17 protein-coding genes and 1 riboswitch are annotated in these 22,410 nt (G+C 49.0%); of the genes, 12 read left to right on the plus strand and 5 right to left on the minus strand.

Going from position 1 to position 22,410, the window contains the following annotated elements:
* The first annotated feature begins 30 nt into the window (after window positions 1-30).
* The 3 genes from ACAN55_RS09570 to ACAN55_RS09580 all read left to right on the plus strand — a co-directional run bounded on the left by ACAN55_RS09570 (window position 31) and on the right by ACAN55_RS09580 (window position 5,736).
* Window positions 31-1,785 (plus strand): ABC transporter substrate-binding protein, encoded by a 1,755-nt coding sequence (locus tag ACAN55_RS09570; protein ID WP_379131307.1) that lies wholly within the window; start codon window positions 31-33, stop codon window positions 1,783-1,785.
* Window positions 1,786-1,905: 120 nt separating this feature from the next.
* On the plus strand, window positions 1,906-4,308 hold the full coding sequence (locus ACAN55_RS09575; protein ID WP_379131309.1) for a glycoside hydrolase family 95 protein: 2,403 nt from the start codon (window positions 1,906-1,908) through the stop codon (window positions 4,306-4,308).
* 291 nt (window positions 4,309-4,599) lie between these two features.
* Window positions 4,600-5,736, plus strand: coding sequence for a transglutaminase domain-containing protein (locus tag ACAN55_RS09580; RefSeq protein WP_379131312.1), 1,137 nt, complete (start codon window positions 4,600-4,602; stop codon window positions 5,734-5,736).
* Between the two features lie 157 nt (window positions 5,737-5,893).
* Here the strand turns inward: ACAN55_RS09580 and ACAN55_RS09585 are convergent, their stop codons facing one another.
* Both ACAN55_RS09585 and ACAN55_RS09590 read right to left on the minus strand, forming a co-directional pair.
* Window positions 5,894-7,372, minus strand: coding sequence for an amino acid permease (locus ACAN55_RS09585; protein ID WP_379131315.1), 1,479 nt, complete (start codon window positions 7,370-7,372; stop codon window positions 5,894-5,896).
* Between the two features lie 120 nt (window positions 7,373-7,492).
* A riboswitch (Lysine riboswitch) is annotated at window positions 7,493-7,699 on the minus strand.
* Window positions 7,700-7,803: 104 nt separating this feature from the next.
* A complete protein-coding gene (locus tag ACAN55_RS09590) occupies window positions 7,804-8,940 on the minus strand; it encodes a conserved virulence factor C family protein (RefSeq protein ID WP_379131317.1) in 1,137 nt (378 codons plus the stop codon).
* 300 nt (window positions 8,941-9,240) lie between these two features.
* On the opposite strand from ACAN55_RS09590, the gene ACAN55_RS09595 reads away from it, so the two are divergent.
* Window positions 9,241-10,239: an MBL fold metallo-hydrolase gene (locus ACAN55_RS09595; protein WP_379131320.1), complete on the plus strand. Its 999-nt coding sequence runs from the start codon at window positions 9,241-9,243 to the stop codon at window positions 10,237-10,239.
* 107 nt (window positions 10,240-10,346) lie between these two features.
* Entirely contained in the window at window positions 10,347-11,972 is a 1,626-nt protein-coding gene (locus tag ACAN55_RS09600) for an ABC-F family ATP-binding cassette domain-containing protein (RefSeq protein WP_379131322.1), read from the plus strand.
* 140 nt (window positions 11,973-12,112) lie between these two features.
* Here the strand turns inward: ACAN55_RS09600 and ACAN55_RS09605 are convergent, their stop codons facing one another.
* Window positions 12,113-12,298 carry a hypothetical protein gene (locus ACAN55_RS09605; RefSeq protein WP_379131324.1) on the minus strand — a complete coding sequence of 62 codons (186 nt, stop codon included), beginning with the start codon at window positions 12,296-12,298 and terminating at the stop codon, window positions 12,113-12,115.
* Window positions 12,299-12,533: 235 nt separating this feature from the next.
* On the opposite strand from ACAN55_RS09605, the gene ACAN55_RS09610 reads away from it, so the two are divergent.
* Both ACAN55_RS09610 and ACAN55_RS09615 read left to right on the plus strand, forming a co-directional pair.
* Window positions 12,534-13,439: a cation diffusion facilitator family transporter gene (locus ACAN55_RS09610; RefSeq protein WP_379131327.1), complete on the plus strand. Its 906-nt coding sequence runs from the start codon at window positions 12,534-12,536 to the stop codon at window positions 13,437-13,439.
* 181 nt (window positions 13,440-13,620) lie between these two features.
* On the plus strand, window positions 13,621-14,694 hold the full coding sequence (locus ACAN55_RS09615; RefSeq protein ID WP_379131329.1) for a C40 family peptidase: 1,074 nt from the start codon (window positions 13,621-13,623) through the stop codon (window positions 14,692-14,694).
* Between the two features lie 141 nt (window positions 14,695-14,835).
* Here ACAN55_RS09615 and ACAN55_RS09620 read toward each other — a convergent pair whose 3' ends face one another.
* Together ACAN55_RS09620 and ACAN55_RS09625 are read right to left on the minus strand one after the other, a co-directional pair.
* Window positions 14,836-15,195 (minus strand): hypothetical protein, encoded by a 360-nt coding sequence (locus tag ACAN55_RS09620; protein ID WP_379131331.1) that lies wholly within the window; start codon window positions 15,193-15,195, stop codon window positions 14,836-14,838.
* Window positions 15,196-15,481: 286 nt separating this feature from the next.
* Window positions 15,482-15,649 carry a DUF1328 domain-containing protein gene (locus ACAN55_RS09625; RefSeq protein WP_379131333.1) on the minus strand — a complete coding sequence of 56 codons (168 nt, stop codon included), beginning with the start codon at window positions 15,647-15,649 and terminating at the stop codon, window positions 15,482-15,484.
* Window positions 15,650-15,834: 185 nt separating this feature from the next.
* On the opposite strand from ACAN55_RS09625, the gene ACAN55_RS09630 reads away from it, so the two are divergent.
* The 5 genes from ACAN55_RS09630 (at window position 15,835) to ACAN55_RS09650 (ending at window position 22,385) form a co-directional block, all read left to right on the plus strand.
* Entirely contained in the window at window positions 15,835-16,341 is a 507-nt protein-coding gene (locus tag ACAN55_RS09630; protein WP_379131336.1) for a DUF948 domain-containing protein, read from the plus strand.
* 54 nt (window positions 16,342-16,395) lie between these two features.
* Window positions 16,396-16,932 carry a hypothetical protein gene (locus tag ACAN55_RS09635; protein WP_379131339.1) on the plus strand — a complete coding sequence of 179 codons (537 nt, stop codon included), beginning with the start codon at window positions 16,396-16,398 and terminating at the stop codon, window positions 16,930-16,932.
* Window positions 16,933-17,032: 100 nt separating this feature from the next.
* Window positions 17,033-17,386, plus strand: a complete 354-nt coding sequence (locus tag ACAN55_RS09640; RefSeq protein ID WP_379131343.1) for a YflT domain-containing protein — start codon at window positions 17,033-17,035, stop codon at window positions 17,384-17,386.
* 164 nt (window positions 17,387-17,550) lie between these two features.
* On the plus strand, window positions 17,551-18,723 hold the full coding sequence (locus ACAN55_RS09645; protein ID WP_379131345.1) for a SpoIIE family protein phosphatase: 1,173 nt from the start codon (window positions 17,551-17,553) through the stop codon (window positions 18,721-18,723).
* Window positions 18,720-22,385: a response regulator gene (locus ACAN55_RS09650; RefSeq protein WP_379131347.1), complete on the plus strand. Its 3,666-nt coding sequence runs from the start codon at window positions 18,720-18,722 to the stop codon at window positions 22,383-22,385. Before ACAN55_RS09645 ends, ACAN55_RS09650 begins: the two co-directional genes overlap by 4 nt.
* The last annotated feature ends 25 nt before the right edge of the window (window positions 22,386-22,410 follow it).

Raw genomic sequence — 22,410 nt, forward strand, 5'->3', positions numbered from 1 at the left:
CGATAGATAAATATGAGGAGGGTTTACAAGATGGCAAGTACAAAAAGAATGGCCAAAGCTTCCGCCTTGTTGATGGTCTCGACTTTGCTGCTCGGCATGGTTGCAGGCTGCGGCGGCAACAATAACTCGGCCAACACCAATAATGCTGGCAACACAGGGAATACCGGCAATAATGCAGCTACAGCTACAGAAGCACCTGAAGATACAAGTCCGATGACTTTCTCCTTCTTCAGCGCTGATCCAAGTCCGAACTGGGCTGGTATGCAGGATGAAGTAGGTAAGGTACTTACCGAAAAAACAGGTATCACGCTGGATGCGGAGTTCGCCGTTGGCGATCCACAACAGAAAGTGGCCTTGATCGCAGCAAGCGGCGAATATCCTGATCTCGTCAGTGCAAAGACCGATGTCAGCAAGCTGGTAGACGCTGGCGCTATGCTTGACCTGACGGACCTGATTGACAAATATGCTCCAAATATCAAAAAAGTACTCGGCGAAGAAGGTTTGAAGCGTGCGCGTTACAGCGACGATGATCATGCCATTTATGCCATTCCTACTTATGCAGGTGTAGACAACAAGTATTTTAACGCCGGCGGCGGATTTGAGCTTCAGCACCGTGCAGTAAAGGAAGCAGGCTATCCAGCAATCAAAACAGTTCAGGATTATGAAAACGTAATCAAGGCCTACCTTGAAAAACATCCGACTGATGAAAACGGCAATAAAAATATTGGTCTGACGCTGAATGCCGATGACTGGTACATGTACATCACTGTTACTAATCCGGCATTCTTAACTACAGGCTCCCCGGATGACGGCGAGTATGCTATCGATATCGATACACAGGAAGTAACGTATCACTTCCGTCGTGCTGCCGAGAAGGAATACTTCCGTTGGCTGAACCATATGAACGATATCGGCTTGCTTGACCCTGAGAGCTTCGTGCAGAAATATGACCAATACAAAGCAAAAATCGCTACCGGCCGTGTGGTTGGTCTGATTGACCAGGACTGGGGTTATGGAGAAGGCGAGAACGCACTTAAGACTGCAGGTAAATTTGATCAGGGTTATGGTCACTACCCGGTAACTTTGTCCGAAGAGTATAAGGAAACTTCATTCTGGCCAACAGGCTTCATGGCTGGTAACGGAGTCGGAATCAGCGTAGATTGTAAAGATCCGGTACGTGCGATTAAATTCCTGGATTACCTGGCATCGGACGCAGGTCAAGTGCTGATTAACTGGGGGATTGAAGGCAAGCACTACAACGTAGTTGACGGCAAACGCGTAATCCCTGAAGATGTGAATAACCGCAAATATAATGATTCCACCAATTTCCAAAAAGAAACAGGTTTGGGGTCGGTCGGCTCCAGCTATGCATTGCTGAGCGCTCACTATGGAGACGGTGTACTGGACCCTACGGGCAACTATTACACTACCCGTTTCCCTGATCAAGTAGTAGCAGGCTTCAATGATGTTGAAAAAGAAACATTGGCAGCTTATGGTGCTACCACATGGAGAGACTTGTTCCCGAAAGAAGAAGAATTTAAAGTTAAGCCTTGGGGCGCTGCCTGGAACATCACGATTCCCGGAGACAGTGAAATCGTTGTTCTGGACAACAAGCTGAAAGATATTACCTGGAAACGCATTCCAGAAGCTATTCTGTCCAAACCGGCTGACTTCGATAAGATCTGGGATGCCTACATGGCGGATCTGGATAAAGCCGATGTAACTAAAGCAGAAGATCTGCGTGAAGAGCTTGTTAAGAAACGCGTGAAACTGTGGACTGAATAAGCCGGGGTTCAAACCTAACGGATAAATTGATAATTAGAATATGCAGGCGGGAAGTCCGGGCAGTCGCCCAGGATTCCCGCCGTATTTCGTTGAATACAGGAAAGTATATGGGGTGACAGCATGCTAGGGAGAAGCAGGAAGCTGAGCTATACCAAACCGGCAGCAGTGTGGGAAGAAGCACTTCCGCTCGGCAACGGGAGTCTTGGAGCTATGGTGTTCGGGGGGAACTCCCGCGAGGTTATCCAGTTGAACGAAGACACATTGTGGTCCGGATTTCCGCGGGATACGCTAAATTATGATGCGCGGCGGCATTTGGAGCCAGCCCGCAGGCTGGTCGCTGAGGGGAACCTTATACAGGCTGAAGCGCTCATCGAACAGGGGATGCTGGGCAGACGAACGGAATCATACCAACCACTCGGCGATTTGTGCATCTCCTTTGAAGGAGAAGATGAGGTTCAGGGTTACAGGAGGGAACTGGATCTGGATACCGCGATTGCGGCGGTGGAATATCGCCAAGGGGGTAAGGAGATTAAACGGGAGGTATTCGTCAGCCGTCCGGACGGGTTGCTCGTCGTACATATCTCTGCGATGCAGGGTATACTTCCTATCTTGACGGCTGAACTTTCTTCACCTCATCCGTATACTACGGAGATTTCAGGTGAAATGCTTGTTATGTCTGGCAGCGCGCCATCCCATGTAGCCGATAATTATATGGGCGATCACCCCCGGGCTGTATTGTATGAACAAGGGCGGGGACTGAGTTTTGCGGCTGGACTTGCGGCTCGGGTGGATGGCGGAATGCTGGAGGCAACGGGCGGTAAGCTTATCGTTACCGGAGCACAGTCAGTCACCTTCCTGCTGGCTGCGGCTACAGACTTTGCCGGGTATGATGCGGTTCCCGGCACTCATGGTATATTGCCGGCGCCCCTCTGTACGGACCAGCTCGCAGAAGCGCCCGCCAGATATGATCTACTGCGGGAACGGCATATCACCGATCATCAGTCCTTGTTCCGGCGCGTTCGGCTTGAACTAGGCCCGATTGCGGAACCTGAAGATGAGGGAGTCTTGCAGCGTCTTTCCGGGCAGGAAATGGAGTTGGAATCTTCTGTCTCCGGTGATGAAGGACTGCCTACAAATACGCGTCTTGAACGCTACAAAGCCGGAGCTGATGATCTCGATCTTGAAGCACTGCTGTTCGATTATGGGCGTTATCTGATGATCGCCGGCTCCAGGCCGGGAACGCAGGCGCTGAATTTACAGGGCATCTGGAACCCTCATCTTATGCCACCATGGAACAGCAATTATACAACTAATATTAATGTAGAGATGAATTACTGGCCTGTGGAGCTCTGCGGGCTTGGTGAATGCCACGAACCGCTGCTGGATTTGATTCAGGAGCTTGCTGACACCGGCAGCCGGACAGCTTCCGTACATTACGGGGCCAGAGGCTGGACTGCACATCATAATACAGATCTTTGGCGGATGTCGACACCTTCTGACGGACGGGCATTGTGGGCTTTCTGGCCGATGGGCGGGGTGTGGCTGTCGCGGCATCTCTGGGAGCGGTATGCCTTTAGGCCCGATGAGGAATATCTCAGGGATACAGCTTATCCGCTGCTGAAGGGAGCCGCCTTGTTCTGTCTGGATTGGCTGGTGGAGCAGCCGGATGGGAACCTGAAGACAGGACTCTCTACCTCTCCAGAAAATGTTTTCCTGACTCCGGACGGAGAAGTCTGCAGTATATCCTCGGGTTCTGCCATGGATATGTCGCTCATACATGAGCTGTTCGCGAACTGTATTGAGGCAGCAGACATCTTGAAGATGGACGCTGAATTTCGGGAAGAGCTGTTTCAGGCACGGGAACGGCTGTCCCATCCCGGAATTGCTCCGGATGGCCGCCTCCGTGAATGGAGTAGCGATTTTGCGGAGCAGGAGCCTGGACACCGGCATGTGTCGCATTTGTATGATTTGTATCCGGGCGGCAGCATTACTCCGGCAGGAACACCCGAACTTGCGGAAGCAGCGGCGCTCACACTTGCGAAGCGGCTGGAATCCGGCAGCGGTCATACGGGATGGAGCGCTGCCTGGTTGCTGAACCTGCATGCCCGGCTCGCCGATTCCGGCAGCGCATACGCCTGCCTGCGCCGGATACTTTCCGTCTCCAGCCTGCCGAATCTGTTCGGCAATCACCCGCCATTCCAGATCGACGGCAACTTCGGTGTTACTGCCGGAATCGCTGAGATGCTGCTTCAGAGCCATGAAGGCGGATTACGGCTGCTGCCGGCACTGCCGGAGAGCTGGAACTACGGCCGTGTGAAGGGATTGGTTGGACGCGGCGGCTTCCTCGTAGACATGGAATGGGCAGAAGGCAAATTGGTGAAGGCTACCGTAACTTCAACGCATGGCCGTCCGTGCTCGGTTTACTACACCCAGCCGCTTTTATGTTGTCAGCCGGATGGAACCAAGACCGATGCCCGAGGGTTCGAGACCCGAATAGGTCAACAATATCTGATTACACTTTAATGGTAGTATATTTGACTTCTTAGCTATCCCTGCAGCACAGCATTGCCGTTTAATCCTGGATATTCCGGGATTGACAGGTGGTGCTTTTTTTTTGCATAGAGAACAGGATTCATCTTACACCGCTGGACTTTTGAACCGATAGTAATAGTATTAAACTATACGAACTCTGTATCGATCGTTTTTTTGACAGAAGGTTGTGGGAATGAAGAACTCTGCATTTAATAATATAAGGACTATTTCTGCTCATTCAGAGGGGTTAACAATATAGACTTCAGGAGGAAATGTGCATTCATGGGAAAAGTACGCATGACGCTGTTGAAAGGTATATTAAGCGGAGTAATCATCGCTGCCGCAATTCCGCCGACGATGTATTGGGGGCTGGGATATGCTACCGCGGCAAGTACGTCGGCCCTGCACTCCGTGAATGAAATGGCAGGCAGACTGACCCAGTCTATGAATAATCGTACCGGAACCATTGTATTTAATTATGAAGGAAAAACAAGCAATCTGAAATCACAGATACAGGCTGCGCTAGATCAGGCAATGAGTAGTGACCCTTATCTGCACTATATCATTGGAAGCTATGGGTTCTCATACAGAGGCAGTACCCGCTCCGCGAAGGTAACGGTCGAGATTAAATATCTGGAGACCTTACAGCAGACCAACTTTGTATCGCAGGAAGTGAAGGCGGCACTGAAAGAAATAATAAAGCCGGGCATGAACAGCCATGAGAAGGTAAAAGCCATTCATGATTGGGTAGTGCTTACGCTGCAATATGATACCTCTTACCGCAAATATACCGCATATGAAGGATTGAAGACGGGAAGTGCCGTATGTCAGGGGTATGCACTGCTCAGCTATAAAATGCTCAAGGAAGCAGGCATTCCAAACCAGATTGTGGAAGGCACTGCAAGACCGGAGGGTGGACGAAGCCAGTCACATGCATGGAATCTGGTGCAGTTGGATGGACGGTGGTATCACCTAGATACGACATGGGATGATCCTTCTCCTGATCAAGCAGGAGTGGTTCAAACGGGTTATTATTTACGCACAGACAGCCAAATGGCCGTGGATCATTACTGGGTAAGAAATTATCCGGCAGCATCCGTACCCTACTATCAGACGCTTAGCGAATTGGTGAAGCGTGGCGGAGACAAAACCGCTTATTATGAAGCATTGCAGAAGGAACTTCATTATGTGCTCTATGATGAGGATCGGGTCATCACATCTGCCTCCGGAATTATGACTTTGGCAGAGAAGGCGGCAGATTCCGGGGAGACGGGTATCACGTTCCGTTACCGTGGCAGCAAAACGTCGCTGATCTCCGATTTGCAGCAGCTGTATGATCTGGGATTTGATCATCTCTCCTATCAGAGTTCTGTATTTGAGAATACGGGGGATCTCAAGGTGTCTGTATCCTGGGATTAATCCGGTTCAGTGTATTCTATATAAACAAATAATCGCTTCTTGTTGAGACGGTGGTTGAATCCGTCGATCTCGAAGAGGCGATTTTTTTGTGTTTTATTGAAAAGCTCCGAAAAAAAAGGATGTCCCAGCCATGATATGGCTAAGGACATCCTTAGTGTTAGTCTACATTAGTGCTGAGATCGCATTGATCCAGCGGAACGATACGGGATGGTCTGAACCAGCGGTAACCGAGCCAGATGATCAGAAACAACGGTAGGCTGATATAGGATACTGCTACGCCGTACCAGTCGATACTGCCGCCTGTAAATGCACCCAGGTTCTGGCCAAACACAGCGACCAGACAGAGCAGGAAAGCAAAGATAGGTCCGAATGGGAACCACTTCGCACGGTAAGGAAGCTCGTCTAAAGAATGGCCTTGAGCTACGAATGCTTTGCGGAAGCGGTAATGGCAGATCGCAATGCCAAGCCAGTTGATAAAGCCGCACATGCCTGATGCATTAAGCAGCCAGTTGTATACTGCACCGTCTCCGAAGAATGAAGCGAGGAAGGCAAGCATACCAACTGCAGTTGTAACCAGCAAAGCTCCTACAGGAACACCGCGGCTGTTTAATTTACCAAGTGCTTTCGGTGCCATGCCATCCTTGGCCATAGCATAAAGAACACGGGTAGAAGCGTACATGCCGGAGTTACCAGCAGAGAGCACGGAGCTAAGAATAACAGCATTCATCACAGAAGCGGCAATAGCCAGTCCGGCTTTATTGAATACGATGGTGAACGGGCTGACCCCGATATCGTCAATTCCTCCGCGCAGCAGATCCGGGTTGGTGTAAGGAATAAGCATGCCAATTACAAAGATAGCCAGGATGTAGAAGATCAGAATGCGCCAGAAGACCTGACGGATGGCGATTGGAACGTTGCGTCTAGGATTCTCACTTTCACCTGCGGCAACACCTACCAGCTCCGTCCCTTGGAAAGAGAAGCCGGCTGCCATGAACACTCCGACAAAGGCAAAGAATCCGCCATGGAAGGAGCTGCCTCCGAGCGTGAAGTTACTGAAGCCTACTGACTTGCCTCCCATAATACCGAAGATCATCAGGACGCCAACCACTAGGAACACGATTACGGTGATGATTTTGATAATGGCGAACCAGTATTCGGATTCACCATATCCCCGGGCAGACAGGAAGTTCAGCCCGAACATCAGCAGCAGGAACACCAGACTCCAGAGGAAGGAAGGGCTGTCCGGGAACCAGTACTTGATGATTACCGTAGCGGCTGAAAGCTCCGCGGCGATCGTGACGGCCCAGTTGTACCAGAAGTTCCAGCCGATAGCGAAGCCAAAGGAGGGACTGACAAACCGTGTTCCGTAAGTGCTGAATGATCCTGATTCCGGCAGGTAGGTTGCGAGCTCGCCGAGACTCGTCATCAGGAAATATACCATGATTCCGACTGCCGTGAACGCAAGAAGTGCACCGCCGGGACCGGATGAAGCGATTGCACCACCGCTGGCAAGAAATAAGCCTGTACCGATGGAACCGCCAAGCGCGATCATTGTCAGATGTCGTGCCTTGAATGATTTCTTGAGCGCCGGCTGAGTATTAATGCCGTGCCCATTATTTTGAGTCTTGCCTTGCATGAATAGAACACTCCTTCTGAATTGTCTTGTTTCTGTTCATGAACGGGGAGTGCTGAACGTCAAAAAGCCGCAGAATGACTCTGCGGCGCAAAAAGATACAGCTCCGCATCATACTCTCCCTGTGAAGATAGCGCAACATACTGCATCCGGATATTATGCCCGGGAATACAGTATGACAGTTCCGTTCCTTTCGGCAACGGCCCCAGCCCGTGCGGCTGCAAGAACTGCAGCACGGGCTTCGGCGGGTATTCCTTTCAGCTACGGCTCATTGACGGCTCTAACGTCTCCCCATGCTTACTCTTAATATCCGCGACCTCTACCTCATCGTAGGTATGATGAGGCTATCTTAACTTTATCGTTAATAAACACAACAGGTTTTAGTATAGAGCAAGATGCTCCGGAGATCAATGACAAATAACGGAAGGTTAGCGTCAGCTTTTCCGCCGCTCGGACATCTGCTGCCAGATGGTACCGGCTGCCTCCTCACCGGAAGCAATGCGCTCCAAGGCCATTCGGGCCTGCAGTCCGACTTCAAACTCGGGATCTTCGGCAGCTGCAGCCAGCGCTTCTTGAGCCTCAGCAGTGCCGACTTCATATAGGAAGCGGGCGGCACGCCAGCGGACAAGCTTGCTGCTGTCCGCAAGTGCCTTCGTCATCACGCCAGTTGCAGCGGGATCACCGATATCGGACAGCGTATCGCCCGCAGTCCGCCGCACGGCGGGGGCGCTGTCGCCCATCGCCTCAAAGAGCAGCTCCAGCGCCTCCGGCGTGCGCAGGTCGCCCAGGTACACGACCGCAAGCCTGCGAATCTGCAGCTTGAAGTCGTGCAGCGCCGCCCGCAGCTGCGGCAGCAGCTCCGGCGCCGGCGCGAGATCCTCCAGCGCGGCGAAACGCACGCGCCAGTCGTCACTCGCAAGATCCTGCAGCAGCTCGCTATGCTCCCGCTTTCGCCGCTGCTCGACGAACTCGCCACTCGCACCGTGTGCGATGGCTTGCGCCACAAGCGAGTCGAGGCGTTCCTGCGGATACGCCGCCTCCAGCTCCTGCTCCACCTCGCGGGCGATGTCCGCGGGTTCCCCGTAGCGCACACCGTAGTCGGTGAGCTTGCGCTCCTTGATTAACACGGCGCTGGCGACATCCGTCACCGCTTGGGTGAAACGTGAAGAAAGAGCAATACGCTCTTCCTGCGCTCCGGTCTTAACGCGGATCTGGATGGGAATTCCACGGAACATCTGTACGAATACTGCCGCTTCTCCATAATGGGCTCCGGCGTTCTCATCCGTCAGGCTCCAGTCTTCGCCTTGGCCGGCTCCGGTGCCAAACCGGCTCTGTACCTCCCGGAGTATGGCGGCCCAGTCGGCGCTGCCTTTCCGCTCGAGTGCGGCGAAATCGGCAGCGTGGAAGACGCTGATTACACCCGGGATCTCCAGCATCTCCTGTGCCCAGGTGGGAGCGGAGCGTTTGCTCTCCGGAGTGTATGTCCGGCGGATGCCGGAGGCCAGGCTTTCGTCCAGATGAAGTTTCATCGTATTAGGGCTTGGAGTCGGTTCAATAAAAGTGATTTTCATAGTGCGCTTACTCCCCCTTGATCGTTAGAATATACGTCGTGTCTTTACCCGCATTTTACCTCATTTGCAGTGTACAGTACAAAAAAGGAAGGCTGGAATTTGTCTTAGAGCAGAGGGGTTTGCGCATATTCTCTGTGGAGAAGCTGATAGTAAGTTGAATAATATAGAAATTTTAATTTGAATATTTCGAAATATGGATATTTTACAGGGAAGTCTGCCGATAAATAGATTAAGAGTATATGCGCGTGACGCACGGTTTGCCATTGCCTGGTAAGCCTGTTAAGGAGTGAAATCAAAAGCATGGCTAAACTTCGTTACAATAATATTGACAATGTCAGCACGGATAAAACACTGAAGGAATTCCGCCAGTGGCGCGAAGAACGCCGCAAAAAGCAGAAGGATTATTCCTACGTAGTTCCGAATGTTCCGCCCAAGGTGTCTTTCTTGAAGCAGAACCGTTTGGATACGACGGTGACCTGGATTGGGCACTCGACCTTTTTTCTGCAATACGAAGGGATGAACATTATTACCGACCCCATCTGGGCGCGGAGGCTGGGCTTTGAAAAAAGGCTGGGAGAGCCGGGTATCCCGCTGGCAGAGGTCCCGCCCATCGACCTGATATTGATCTCCCATTCGCATTATGACCATTTACATGTGCGTTCGATTAGAAAATTATACCGTGCGGGAACAACGATGATTGTCCCGGTTGGCCTGAAGCGGAAGATGCAGCGCAAGGGATTCCACAACTGTATAGAGATGAAATGGTGGGAGACGATTACCGTAGGCGGGATTAAGCTCTCTTTTGTGCCGACTCAGCACTGGACACGGCGAACCCCTTTTGATACGAATACCTCCCACTGGGGCGGGTTTGTCCTTGAACCGGCGAACCTGGAGCAGCATCCTGCAGCAGCCCCGGGATCAGGAGAGAAGCGTGAACTCCCGCCGAATTTGTATTTTGCCGGAGATAGCGGCTACTTTCCCGGATTCAAGGAGATCGGCAGCCGGTTTACCATTCATGTAGCCATGATGCCCATTGGGGCCTATGAACCGGAATGGTTTATGACCTCCCAGCATGTCAATCCGGAGGAAGCGGTACAGGCCTTTCTGGATGTAGGTGCAGAGACGATGATTCCGATGCATTACGGCACCTTCAGGCTGGCAGATGATACCGCGCGTGAGGCGCTGGACCGGATGGAGCTCTCCAGGCAGAGCCACGGAATTGACCAGGAACGGATTAAAGTGCTCAGTTACGGAGAGACGCTGGTGGTTCATCCCCAGAACCGTTCACCGAGACAATAGAATTTGGTAATGAAAAAGAGTTGAAAATGCCTGAACTTACAGGCAATGGAGCACGGTTTTGTGCTATAATGAGCCGGAACCCTAAGTGAAAAGGATGGTAATGCTTAATGATTAGTACAAGCGGCGTAACACTCCGCTACGGAAAACGCGCACTTTTTGAGGATGTAAATATAAAGTTCACCCCGGGCAACTGCTACGGTCTGATCGGTGCCAACGGTGCCGGCAAATCCACATTTCTGAAAATCCTGTCCGGCGAGATTGAAGCTAACACCGGTGATGTGCATATTACACCCGGCGAGCGGCTTGCAGTCCTCAAACAAAATCATTTCGAGTATGACGAGTTCCCTGTACTGGAAACGGTAATCATGGGACATACCCGTCTGTATGAGATTATGAAAGAGAAGGATGCTCTTTATGCGAAGAGTGACTTTACGGAAGCAGACGGAATTCGTGCCGGTGAGCTGGAAGGCGAATTCGCTGAGCTGAACGGCTGGGATGCCGAGCCGGATGCCGGAGCGATGCTGATTGGTCTTGGAATCCCGCGCGAAATGCATGACAAGCAAATGGCGGAACTGAGCGGCAACGAGAAAGTCCGCGTATTGCTGGCCCAGGCGTTGTTTGGCCGTCCGAACAACCTGCTGCTGGATGAGCCTACCAACCATTTGGATCTCGAATCCATCGGCTGGCTGGAGAACTTCCTGATGGACTATGAAGGTACTGTTATTGTGGTATCTCATGACCGTCACTTCCTGAACAAGGTATGTACCCATATCGCAGATATCGACTTTGGCAAAATCCAGATGTATGTAGGCAACTACGATTTCTGGTATGAGTCCAGTCAGCTCGCACAGGCACTTCAGCGTGATGCGAATAAGAAGAAGGAAGACAAGATTAAGGAACTGCAGGCCTTTATCCAGCGTTTCTCGGCCAATGCTTCCAAGTCCAAGCAGGCAACCTCACGGAAGAAGCAGCTTGAGAAAATTACGCTTGATGATATCCGTCCTTCCAACCGGAAGTATCCTTTCCTCAACTTCAAGCCTGAGCGTGAAGCCGGCAAGCAGCTCCTCACCATCAGCGGTTTGACCAAAATCGTAGATGGCGAGAAGGTACTCGACGAAATCAGCCTTGTGGTGAACAAGGGCGACAAGATTGCTTTTGTAGGCCCGAACTCCCAGCCGAAATCGTTGCTGTTTGATGTACTGATGGGTGAGAAGGAAGCGGACGGCGGAGAATACAGCTGGGGGGTTACGACTACTCAGGCCTATTTCCCGAAAGACAACTCGAACTATTTCGACGGTGTTGAGATGAACCTTGTAGAATGGCTGCGCCAGTACTCCAAGGATCAGGATGAGACGTTCCTCCGCGGATTCCTTGGACGTATGTTGTTCTCCGGCGAGGAAGCGCTCAAGAAAGCCAGCGTTTTGTCCGGGGGCGAGAAGGTCCGCTGTATGCTTGCTAAGATGATGCTGAATGGTGCCAATGTGCTTGTGTTTGATGAACCTACCAATCACTTGGATCTGGAATCCATCACAGCCCTCAATAATGGTCTGATTGATTTCGACGGGACGATTCTATTCACATCCCATGACCATCAGTTCATCCAGACGATTGCGAACCGTATTGTCGAAATTACTCCGGCAGGTGTAATCGACCGTACGATGACGTATGATGAGTACCTTGAAAGCCCTGAAATTAAGGAAATGCGCCAACGCATGTATCCTGTTGAAGTGTAATATAGTTCATGCAGCCGTCCAGTCCTCCGGGAATGGGCAGCTGCATTTTTAATTTTCTTGTACATAAAAACGGCTGCGTCATCCCGAGAGGGATAACACAGCCGTTTATGCTCAGATCATCATGGAATTGCCGTCAGCAATTAGGATCCGCCAGTACGGCGGCGCTGGTTGTTAGGCTTTTTGTTGTTCTGGCTTTTTAGCGGTTTGGCGGAACCGGCCTGGAAAGAAGAACCCGGTTTACCTGAAGATTGCTGTTTCTTTTGCTCTAATTTTTGACGGATGGCATCCGCCAGATTGACTTTAACTTTATCGTTGCTTTCGCTCATTGTGTTAACCTCCTTTGAAGCAAGTCCATAGCCTTATATTAATGGTTTTTAAAAGTTGCCACAAGGGTAAGAATAATTGAAAATTGGCATATGCTTGCGAAGCAGTTTTGTTCTCGAAGTAATACAGAGGAGCACATGCTCCACAAAACTTTTTAGCTTACGCTTTCGAAGCAGTTTTGTTACGAAGCTCATACAGAGGAGCACATGCTTCACAAAACTTTTAGGAGGGAACGAATTGGTTGATATTTATGAGGACATCCGTAAAGGAGAACGCGGCGCCTGGATAAGCATTGCGGCATATCTGGTTCTTTCCAGTCTGAAGCTGATCAGCGGCTATTTGTTTGCTTCGAGCGCCCTGTTAGCCGACGGTTTCAATAACCTGACCGATATCGTGGCTTCACTTGCTGTATTGATCGGTCTGCGGATTTCCCGCAAGCCGCCGGATTCTGATCATGCCTACGGGCATTTCCGTGCAGAGACCGTGGCAGCCTTGATTGCGTCCTTTATTATGGCGATGGTTGGAATTCAGGTTATGGTTGAAGCGATCCGCTCCCTGTTTGAAGGCGCCAAAGAAAAGCCGGAACTGTGGTCGGCAGGCATTGCACTGGTCTGTGCAGTCGCCATGCTAGGCGTATATACCTATAATAAAAGACTAGCGAAGCAGATCAATAACAATGCGCTGATGGCTGCGGCTAAAGATAATTTCTCCGACGCCATGGTTAGTATAGGGGCTGCCATAGGAATTGCCGGCGCGCAGTTCGGTCTGCCATGGATCGATTCCGCGGCTGCGGTGGCTGTAGGCCTGCTTATTCTAAAGACGGCCTGGGATATATTTCGTGATTCAACCTACCGTCTGACCGATGGTTTCGATGAGGATCGGCTGTTGGACCTAAGGAGTACCATTGCCCGAACTCCCGGCGTGGAAGGCATCAAGGATTTGAAGGCAAGGGTGCATGGCAATCATGTGCTTGTAGATGTTGTTGTTGAGGTAAATGCGGCAATTTCCGTGTTGGAGGGACACATCATTAGTGACTCTATCGAGGAACGCATGCACAATATGCACAACATTATGAACGTTCATGTGCATGTTGAACCCCGAGTGAATGAACCGTCGTCCGAGGATACTCCTAGTTCTATGTAAAATCCACCAAATCCAAGGAGAAATCGAGACTATAGACCTGTATGTTACCATAACTTGGCATACTTATTTGTGCAATTTGGAGCATGTTCCAAATCCCGGGTAAGCCTATAATGAGGGCAGAAAACAACAATCACAGCGCGCGCCTTTGTTGAGTTCACATCATGCTATTCGGGGGAACAGGATGATTAAATTTCATAAGCAGTATACTTTCTCGTTGTTGGTTACGGCAGCTATAGCTGCTTCTTGGGGGACGTTCAGTCCTCAGACGGCAGTTGCCGCTACGGTTACTTCGAGCCTCTCAACTGCAACCGTACAGACAGCCGTCATTGAATCTTCAGTTCGTCTTCGGACTGCTCCTTCAACAAGCAGCAGCGTACTCGGTTATTTACAAGCGGGAGATGTTGTCACAATTGTGGAAACGCCGAATGCTTACTTTTACAAGGTGCGTACAGCAGCCGGAGAGGTTGGCTACACCAGTTCGGGGAAACAGTATATCAGCCTTGTCTCCGCACCGGTAGCTAATCCTGTGGTACAGAAAGCTATAATTGAGTCCAGTGTCCGTCTCCGTACCGCTCCTTCAACAAGCAGCCAGACGATCACTTATCTGCAAAAGGGCGATATTGTCACCATTCTTGAGGAGACGAACGATTACTTCTATAAAGTAGTAAATGCGGATGGCCAAACAGGTTACACCAGCTCATTGGACCAGTATATCAGCCTTATTCCATTGAGTCCGGCAACACCAACACCAACACCAACGCCAACGCCAACACCGACACCAACACCGACGCCAACACCAACACCGACGCCAGCATCAGCATTAATTGAGAATGTGATTGCAGCCGGCATGAAGTATCTGGGAACGCCTTACGAGTATGGCTCCAGCCGGAGCAATACAAGTACTTTTGACTGCTCTGATTTTGTGCGGCAGATGTTCCTGGATGGGAATGGGCTGTTATTGCCAGCGGATTCCCGTCAACAAGGCACTTGGGTGAAGGAGAATCGTACGGTCATTAATAATATTTCCGGGCTAAAACGCGGAGATTTGATATTTTTTATGAGCTATAAAGGCAGCTCGGCTTCTGCTTATGCAGGAATCGATAAGTCGCAAGAACGAATTACACATGTCGCACTTTACCTGGGAGACGGGCAGATTCTGCATACGTACTCCGTGGATTCCGGCGGTGTGAGGATAGACAAACTTAGCGCTTCTTGGATGAACCGTTTCCTCTACGGAGGATCTGTCATCCGCTAATTATACATTGCTTCATTTAAGTAGGAAGCGGAGCAGTACCATTATGTGACGGGTGCACCAAATCGGATATCAAAAGGGGTTATCTCTCCGGCAAGTTTTATTGCCGGCCGGATAACCCCTTTTGATGTTTTGTATGCTGCTTTATGGCAGGATGATATAAGCGGATGGCGGAACCATAATCCATGCTTTACCCATCCAGGTATAGATTTCTCTCCACTCTTTACCCAGCGCATCAGTCATTACCTGACCGGTAGTATCAAGAGTTTGCGGCTCAAGAAGCGATATTGGGAAGCCGTCTTGGGTGAAATAAAAAGGGGTTACGCGAGTTAGTATGATCTGTGGTGTTGCAGGTCTCAAATCCGCCTGGGTGATCACAGGAATAGTAAACGTATCTGTGTAAGTGCTCTCAGTTACGGTTCCTGTGACATCAGCAGCAGATGCAGACGCGGCGATAGAGGCCATCAAACCAAGTGCAATAACCAATCCGGTGACTTTTTTCATTTAAATTCCTCCCAGTGTTTTTTTGTCAAGCTTTTTTTGTTCTCGGTTTGCTAATACAGTAGTAAACATATAAAGGGCGATATGAACCACTGTCTGAAATTTTTTGGATAAACATGACAATAACGCCTGATTAGCCTATACTTTTTCTATATTCATGTCATTTATAAACTTAAAATGTCGAAATGAACAACCGATCTTTCAAGGGAGGGGAATGATGCTGCGCAGACAAAAAAAGACCGCGGTGCTTCTTTTGTCAGAAGAACCGCGGTCTTGGTTGAAAGGTTGCCTACATAGACCGGTCTCTTCGCCGTGTAAAGAGCGAGACGACGAACAGTACAAGGAAGATGTAGAACAATATTTTAGCGATTCCCGCCGCAGCTGCAACGAGATTGAAGAAACCGAAGATACCGGCAATTAAAGCAATCACCAGTAAGATTACAGACCATCTTAACATGATGCGTTCACCCTTTCTTTGTGACTGATGTATTCATTGTTTAAACGGGCCCGCCGGTTTTGAATCAATGCGTCAGCCGTGCGGGAACCGACCGGAACGGTTTGTTTCGGGCTAATATAGAAGGGGTAACTATGCAATAACAAAGCGAAATCATTTGACACAATGAACCGGAAAGGGGTATGGAAATGATCATTGAACTAAGCGTTGCTCTTGTAGCCGTTGCCTTTGCAATCCTCGTCTTTTTCTTAATAAAAACCCTGAAGTCTGCAAAAGAGTCGCTGGATAAAGTAAGCCAGACTCTGCAGGAGGTTCAAAAGACTATAGATGAATTGACCTATGAAGTGAAGACAACCGTTAGACATGCGAATGACATCACTCTTGATGTTCAAGGTAAAATTCAGAAGATTGATCCTATCATGGATACCGTGAAGAACCTTGGAGATGTTATGAGTGAATTGACGCTTAGCATGAAACAGGTATCTGTATCCGCACTGGAGAAATTTCGTAAAACGCGGGAAACGAGGGCGAAGGCAAAGGACGTATCGATTGACGCAGTACCCTTGACGCCAGCTGAGGAACGAACCCGGGATTCATACGAAGCTCTACAAGGTAAAAGCGGTCAGGGGAAAATGGGTTCCTTGCTCAAGGGTGTGGATGTAGCCGCATCGCTTTGGCAGAGATTCCGCCGGTAACATCAAGAGTAAGTAATAGCGGGTGCAGCCAGTTAAGAAAGGTGGGATATTCTTATGAATACAATTCTCCTTCTATTAGGACTTTTAACACCTTACCTTCATTCATCTGCAGTAGATAACCCTTTTTCTGCTGCTGCTGCATTCTCCCGTCCAACAGCGATTCAACTGGCTTTTCAGCATATTCCGCCTCCTGCCGAATACATTAATGATTTTAATGATCTGGGAGGAATTCCGCTTTTTGTCTCTGAAGAGGAAGTGTTAAAGATAAAAGGAGTTCCTCAAGACATTACCAAGGATCCCTTTCAGGACTGTCTGGAATATCAATATAAGGATATAACAGCAGGGATTTGCGACGGAATCGTAATCTATGTTCATATTACACCGGAGCAAGCTCAACATTATGGTCTTTTCCTCAATGGGGTGGAGCTTGATCCCACAAAGAACAATCTTCGCGGGTTATTGGGGTCACCTGATTTCAAAGCTGAAGACGGTGATGTATATATGAGAGGGAATGTTGCCCTCAAGATTTACCGGGATACGATTACTGGTGAATGGCAGGGAATCGACCTCTTTGATGGTAATTCTTCCTAAGTGATTCAAAGCGGTGTCGACGAGGTTAATAAAAATAAGTTAATAAAAATAAGTCATGACAAGTAATTTCTTTAAAAAAACTTCTAAGGAGAGTGAACTCATGGATTCAATAGGTGCGCAGGTTTATGCGAAAGTGTTGGAGAATGGTGTTCAAGCGATCGAGGAAGTGAATCGGCTGCATAGCAGTGGGTATAATAAAGAGGATATTTATGTAATCAGTCATGACCAGGACCGTGAAGGCCGCATCATTGATGCCGCTGCTAGCAACGAGGTGAGTCTACAGGAAGAAGGTTTATTTGGTGCCATCGCCAACATGTTTCGTTCCCGCGGTAACGCACTTCGGATGAAAATCACCTCACTTGGCTTCAGTGGAGCGGAAGCGAATTTTTACGGGAAAGAACTGGATTTAGGGAAAGTACTTGTTATCACAAAAAAATCTCACTATAAGCTTTGATTTTGGGCAGATACTATCATAGTCCAAGAGCGTAACCTCCAGCCCTGCTGTACGTAGTGGGGTTGGAGGTTAATTTATTGAATGTATCCTGATATGATGAAACAAACTGCCTATGTTATATAAGGAATTTCCGGTCTGAATACTATTCGTGCGAGGTGAAGCTGATGAAAATATTAATCGTAGATGACAATCCAACAAACGTTATCATAATCCGTGAAATTCTCAAAAAAGAAGAATACAGAAACTGCATTACGGCTTCTTCCGCTAAAGAGATGCTCAATCTGCTGGATATCAGTGCACTCGAAAACGGAAGGAGACCCCGGCCATCTGGAATCGATTTGATTCTGCTGGATATGATGATGCCGGAGATGGACGGAATTGAAGCTTGCCGTGTCGTACAGCAATATGAGCAATTAAGGGATATCCCCATTATTATGGTTACAGCCGTTGGAGATTCTAAGAAGCTGGCTGAAGCGCTGGACGCGGGAGCAGTAGATTACGTGACCAAGCCGATTAATAAAGTAGAGCTTATGGCCAGAATTCGGCTTGCGCTCCGTCTAAAGCAAGAGAAGGACTGGCATAAAGAACGTGACCAGCGTATTCAGGATGAGTTGAAGCTGGCCGCCCTAGTCCAGAATGCTGTACTTAGCCTTCCGATCGAGGAGGAGAGATTTGTCGTGCATGCGCTGTATCAGCCTTCTTTTGAGCTCGCAGGTGATTTGTATGCCTGGTATGCGCTTGGAGAAGGACGGTATGGTGTAATTCTGCTGGATATGATGGGGCATGGAATTTCTTCCTCGCTTTTCTGCATGTTCATCGCATCGGTGCTAAAGGATACCGTGACTACCTATGTGGAGCCTGAGAAGGTTATCCAGGAGCTTAATAGACGGTTTAATCAGCTCCATATTGATCAGCAGCTCATTAAGTATTATTTCACTGCTATCTATCTTGTTATTGATACCCGATTAAAACAGATTGATTATATCAATGCGGGACATCCGCCTGGAATGCTGTTTGAGGGAGAAGCGTCAAATCCTGTTCTTTTGAAAAGTAATTGTTACCCTGTTGGTTTATTCGACCATATGGAGGTCGAGACGCAGAGTATTACATATGAAGAAGATGCGCACCTGGCACTTTACACGGACGGGCTTCTTGAATTAGTGGATGGAGCTCATAAGGAGCAGCTTGATTTTCTAATTGGGCACCTCAGCGGCTCCCATACCTGGCAGGAGGAAATGATGAGCAATGCCTTTTTTAAAGAAGAGATTAAGGGAGAACGCGACGACGATAAATGTCTGGTGTGGATCTCATTAATGAAAGGAAACGATGAGCAATGAAGATTAGGGCCAAGCTGCTGATTGGCTTCAGTGCGCTGCTGGCAATCATGCTCGCACTTACCATAACGGGACTTGACCGTCTGAATTATATGAATAACCAGCTTCATTCCATCTATCAGGATCGTTACCAAAAGGTACGTTTTTCTTCGGGGATGCGGGGTGAAGTGAATGATATGTCCAGAGCTCTGACGACCATTATCCTTAATCCTGAAACCATCGAGTCAAACCCGCAAATGAGTCAGATTGAGATGCATGAACAAAAGGCGGCAGCTTTCTTCAAGCAGATGCAGACAGCGATGACCACTACCGAAGAACTTCAACTGGTTAAGCGGATAGAAACGGCAGGCACTGCATACCTGGAGTATCAGAATCATGTCCTCGATCTTCTGAATCAAGGCAAAGTGAAAGAGGCCAATGAGTACCGCAATAACACCGGCCAGAACATTCAGAGTGAAATACTGGCCAGTCTAAACAGCTTGTCAGATTATCAGGATTTCAGAATTAATGAAGAAATAGCGAATGCTAAAGCTGCCTATAAGGCTTCTCTCCAAATGGTAACGCTCATTATGGTTGTGGGACTACTACTTGGTCTTGGCGTTATTCTATGGGTTATTCCGAGCATTACGCGTGGTTTCAATGTTATATCGATGATGATTAGCAGCTTTGGGAACGGGAAGACAAGGGCGATCCGCCGTATTAAGGTAACCTCCAATGATGAGATCGGCGAAATTGCCCGCGTATTTAAAGAAATGGCTGAGGATATTGAAGAGAAGCAGACACTTCAGAAGGCGTATACCCAAGCGCAGAATGACCAGTTCTGGCTGAGCACCAATGTGGCTCGGGTGACAGAGTTGATGCGAGGTGTCAGTTCTCTCGATCAAATCTCTCAAATGTTTATCAGCGAGTTCACTCCTATATTGGGGGCCCAGTATGGAGCGATTTACTTGAAGGATCGAAATAATCCGGCAATCCTACAGCTTTTAGGGTCCTATGCGTATGACGGGAGCAGTAATCCCAAGGCAAGCTTCGGGCTAGGGGAGGGACTGGTAGGACAAAGTGCACTGGATAAAACACCTATTAGGCTATCATCTGCCCCTGAAGGTTATATGAATGTTTCTTCCGGTCTTGGGGAAGCCCAGCCAGGCAATATTGCTATTTATCCTCTGCTATTTGATGAAGAGTTGCTGGGAGTTATCGAGTTCGCATCTTTTAAACCCCTGTCCGGATTGCATAACGAGCTGTTGAATCAACTGGCAGTCAATCTGGCCATCATTCTGAATAATGTAATCCGCCGTCTTGTCGTCGAGGAACTGCTGCGGGAATCCCAGACACTCACGGAGGAGCTGCAGTGCCAATCCGAAGAATTACATGCCCAGCAAGAAGATCTGCGACGTTCTAATGAGAATCTGGTGGAGCAGACAGAGGCGCTTAAACGATCCGAGGAAATGCTGCAGAGTCAGCAGGGGGAGCTGGAGCATTACAACAGCGAGCTCATGTCCAAAACCCGGGCACTAGAAGATCAGGTGCAGCAGGTGGAGGAGAAGAAAGATCAGATCGAGCAGGCCCGCAGTCAATTGGAGAAGCAGGCGATGCAGCTCTCCATTGCGAGCAAATACAAATCCCAGTTTCTTGCGAATATGTCTCATGAACTGCGAACACCACTGAACAGCCTGTTGATTCTATCGCAGCTGCTGACAGAGAACAAAGAAGGTAATCTGTCGGAGAAGCAGGTTGAATTTGCCCATACGATTTATTTGTCGGGAACAGATTTGTTGAAGATGATTGATGAAATCCTTGATTTGTCCAAAGTGGACGCAGGTAAGATGGAATTGAACACTGATACGATCAGGATGGCAGATTTAAAAAGTTTTGTGAAGCAGAATTTTAGCGCTCAAGCTGTTAAGAAAGGCCTGGCGCTGCGGATAATCTTTGAAGAACCACTTCCGGACAACATCATTGCCGATAGTCACCGCCTGAAGCAGGTGCTCCGCAATTTGCTATCTAATGCATTTAAATTTACAAACAAGGGTTATGTGGAATTTGCTGTGAGCCAAGCAGACCACAATCAGCTTCCGGAATTCCTCCCAAACAGTAAGGAATATCTGGCGATTTCCGTAAGAGACAGCGGTATCGGCATCCCGGCGGACAAGCTGGATCTGGTCTTCGAAGCCTTCCAGCAGGTTGACGGCACGACTAGCCGGAAATATGGCGGAACGGGTCTTGGACTGTCGATCAGCCGTGAACTCGCCCGTTTGATGGGCGGTGCGATTATCCTGGAATCATCTGAGGGTCAGGGGAGTACATTTACACTCTATCTTCCTGTATTAGCCGATTATAGTCTGCTTCCTACAGAGGGGGTGGCTGCTTCCGAAACCGGTACACTAAAGATTGGAAATACATTGAGCTCCCCGACTCCATTTTCACAGGACACACTACCTGCTCATGAGCCCGTTAGTATTGAGGATGATCGAGGTTCACTTGAATCTAATGATAAGGTACTGCTAATCATTGAGGATGATGCCAGTTTTGCCGGAATCCTGCTCAACATGGCGCGCGGAAGAGGCTTTAAGGCGATGGTGGCCCTTCAGGGTGATACCGGGCTGCAGATGGCGAAGACGTATATGCCCGATGCCATTATTCTGGATATTCAGCTTCCGGTTTTAGATGGCTGGGAGATTCTGCGGGAACTGAAGAGTTCTTCACAGACCCGCCATATACCTGTTCATGTCATTTCTGTGGATGATGAGGCGAAAGAGGGACTCATGATGGGAGCCATGGCGTATTTAAGGAAGCCGGTTTCAAAAGACGACTTAGAGCGGGCTTTTTCCTCTATTGAGGCACGTACGTCAAGCACCTTCAAACATCTGCTCATCGTCGAGGATGATGAAACACAGCGCCTCTCCATTACTGAACTGATCGGCCATGATGATGTAGAGATTACAACGGTATCTGGCGGCAAAGAAGCGCTAAGTGAACTTCACAGGCAGAGATATGATTGTATGGTACTTGATTTAATGATTGAAGACATGGACGGGTTTGAACTGCTCGATCAAATCCGTGATGATGAGGAATTAAATGGTCTGCCTATTATTATTTATACCGGCAAGAATTTGAACAGCGAGGAAGAGACCAAACTGCGGAAATATGCCGAGTCCATCATCATCAAAGATGTGCGGTCACCAGAAAGGCTTTTGGATGAGACTACGCTATTCCTCCATCGTGTGGAGGCCAATCTGCCGGAGGACAAGCGTAAAATCCTGCAAAAGCTCCATAATAAAGAAAAACTGTTTGAAGGTAAAAAAATCTTGCTGGTGGACGATGATATCCGAAACGTGTTTGCGTTATCCAGCGTGCTAGAGGGTTACCGGATGGAAGTGACGTATGCTGAGAACGGGCGTGAAGCCATTGATATGCTTACGGAGCGGGGAGATTTTGACCTAGTACTAATGGATATGATGATGCCGGAGATGGACGGATATGAGGCTACACGGCGTATTCGCCAGATGCCGCAGTTTGCCAAGATGCCGATTATAGCTTTGACTGCCAAGGTAATGAAAGAAGACAGAGCCAAATGTATTGAAGCCGGTGTATCCGATTATATGAAGAAACCGATCGGAACCGATCAACTATTATCGCTAATGCGGGTGTGGCTGTATTCGTAATCCCCGTTTTTGGGTAATACTCTTA

It is taken from the genome of Paenibacillus oryziterrae (genome assembly GCF_042610485.1).
Taxonomy (GTDB): domain Bacteria; phylum Bacillota; class Bacilli; order Paenibacillales; family Paenibacillaceae; genus Paenibacillus_AQ.

Coding starts and splice junctions, on each gene's coding strand:
- ACAN55_RS09570 (WP_379131307.1), top strand. CDS start 31: ATGGCAAGTACAAAAAGAATGGCCAAAGCTTCCGCCTTGTTGATGGTC.
- ACAN55_RS09575 (WP_379131309.1), top strand. CDS start 1,906: ATGCTAGGGAGAAGCAGGAAGCTGAGCTATACCAAACCGGCAGCAGTG.
- ACAN55_RS09580 (WP_379131312.1), top strand. CDS start 4,600: ATGGGAAAAGTACGCATGACGCTGTTGAAAGGTATATTAAGCGGAGTA.
- ACAN55_RS09585 (WP_379131315.1), bottom strand. CDS start 7,372: ATGCAAGGCAAGACTCAAAATAATGGGCACGGCATTAATACTCAGCCG.
- ACAN55_RS09590 (WP_379131317.1), bottom strand. CDS start 8,940: ATGAAAATCACTTTTATTGAACCGACTCCAAGCCCTAATACGATGAAA.
- ACAN55_RS09595 (WP_379131320.1), top strand. CDS start 9,241: ATGGCTAAACTTCGTTACAATAATATTGACAATGTCAGCACGGATAAA.
- ACAN55_RS09600 (WP_379131322.1), top strand. CDS start 10,347: ATGATTAGTACAAGCGGCGTAACACTCCGCTACGGAAAACGCGCACTT.
- ACAN55_RS09605 (WP_379131324.1), bottom strand. CDS start 12,298: ATGAGCGAAAGCAACGATAAAGTTAAAGTCAATCTGGCGGATGCCATC.
- ACAN55_RS09615 (WP_379131329.1), top strand. CDS start 13,621: ATGATTAAATTTCATAAGCAGTATACTTTCTCGTTGTTGGTTACGGCA.
- ACAN55_RS09620 (WP_379131331.1), bottom strand. CDS start 15,195: ATGAAAAAAGTCACCGGATTGGTTATTGCACTTGGTTTGATGGCCTCT.
- ACAN55_RS09625 (WP_379131333.1), bottom strand. CDS start 15,649: ATGTTAAGATGGTCTGTAATCTTACTGGTGATTGCTTTAATTGCCGGT.
- ACAN55_RS09630 (WP_379131336.1), top strand. CDS start 15,835: ATGATCATTGAACTAAGCGTTGCTCTTGTAGCCGTTGCCTTTGCAATC.
- ACAN55_RS09635 (WP_379131339.1), top strand. CDS start 16,396: ATGAATACAATTCTCCTTCTATTAGGACTTTTAACACCTTACCTTCAT.
- ACAN55_RS09640 (WP_379131343.1), top strand. CDS start 17,033: ATGGATTCAATAGGTGCGCAGGTTTATGCGAAAGTGTTGGAGAATGGT.
- ACAN55_RS09645 (WP_379131345.1), top strand. CDS start 17,551: ATGAAAATATTAATCGTAGATGACAATCCAACAAACGTTATCATAATC.
- ACAN55_RS09650 (WP_379131347.1), top strand. CDS start 18,720: ATGAAGATTAGGGCCAAGCTGCTGATTGGCTTCAGTGCGCTGCTGGCA.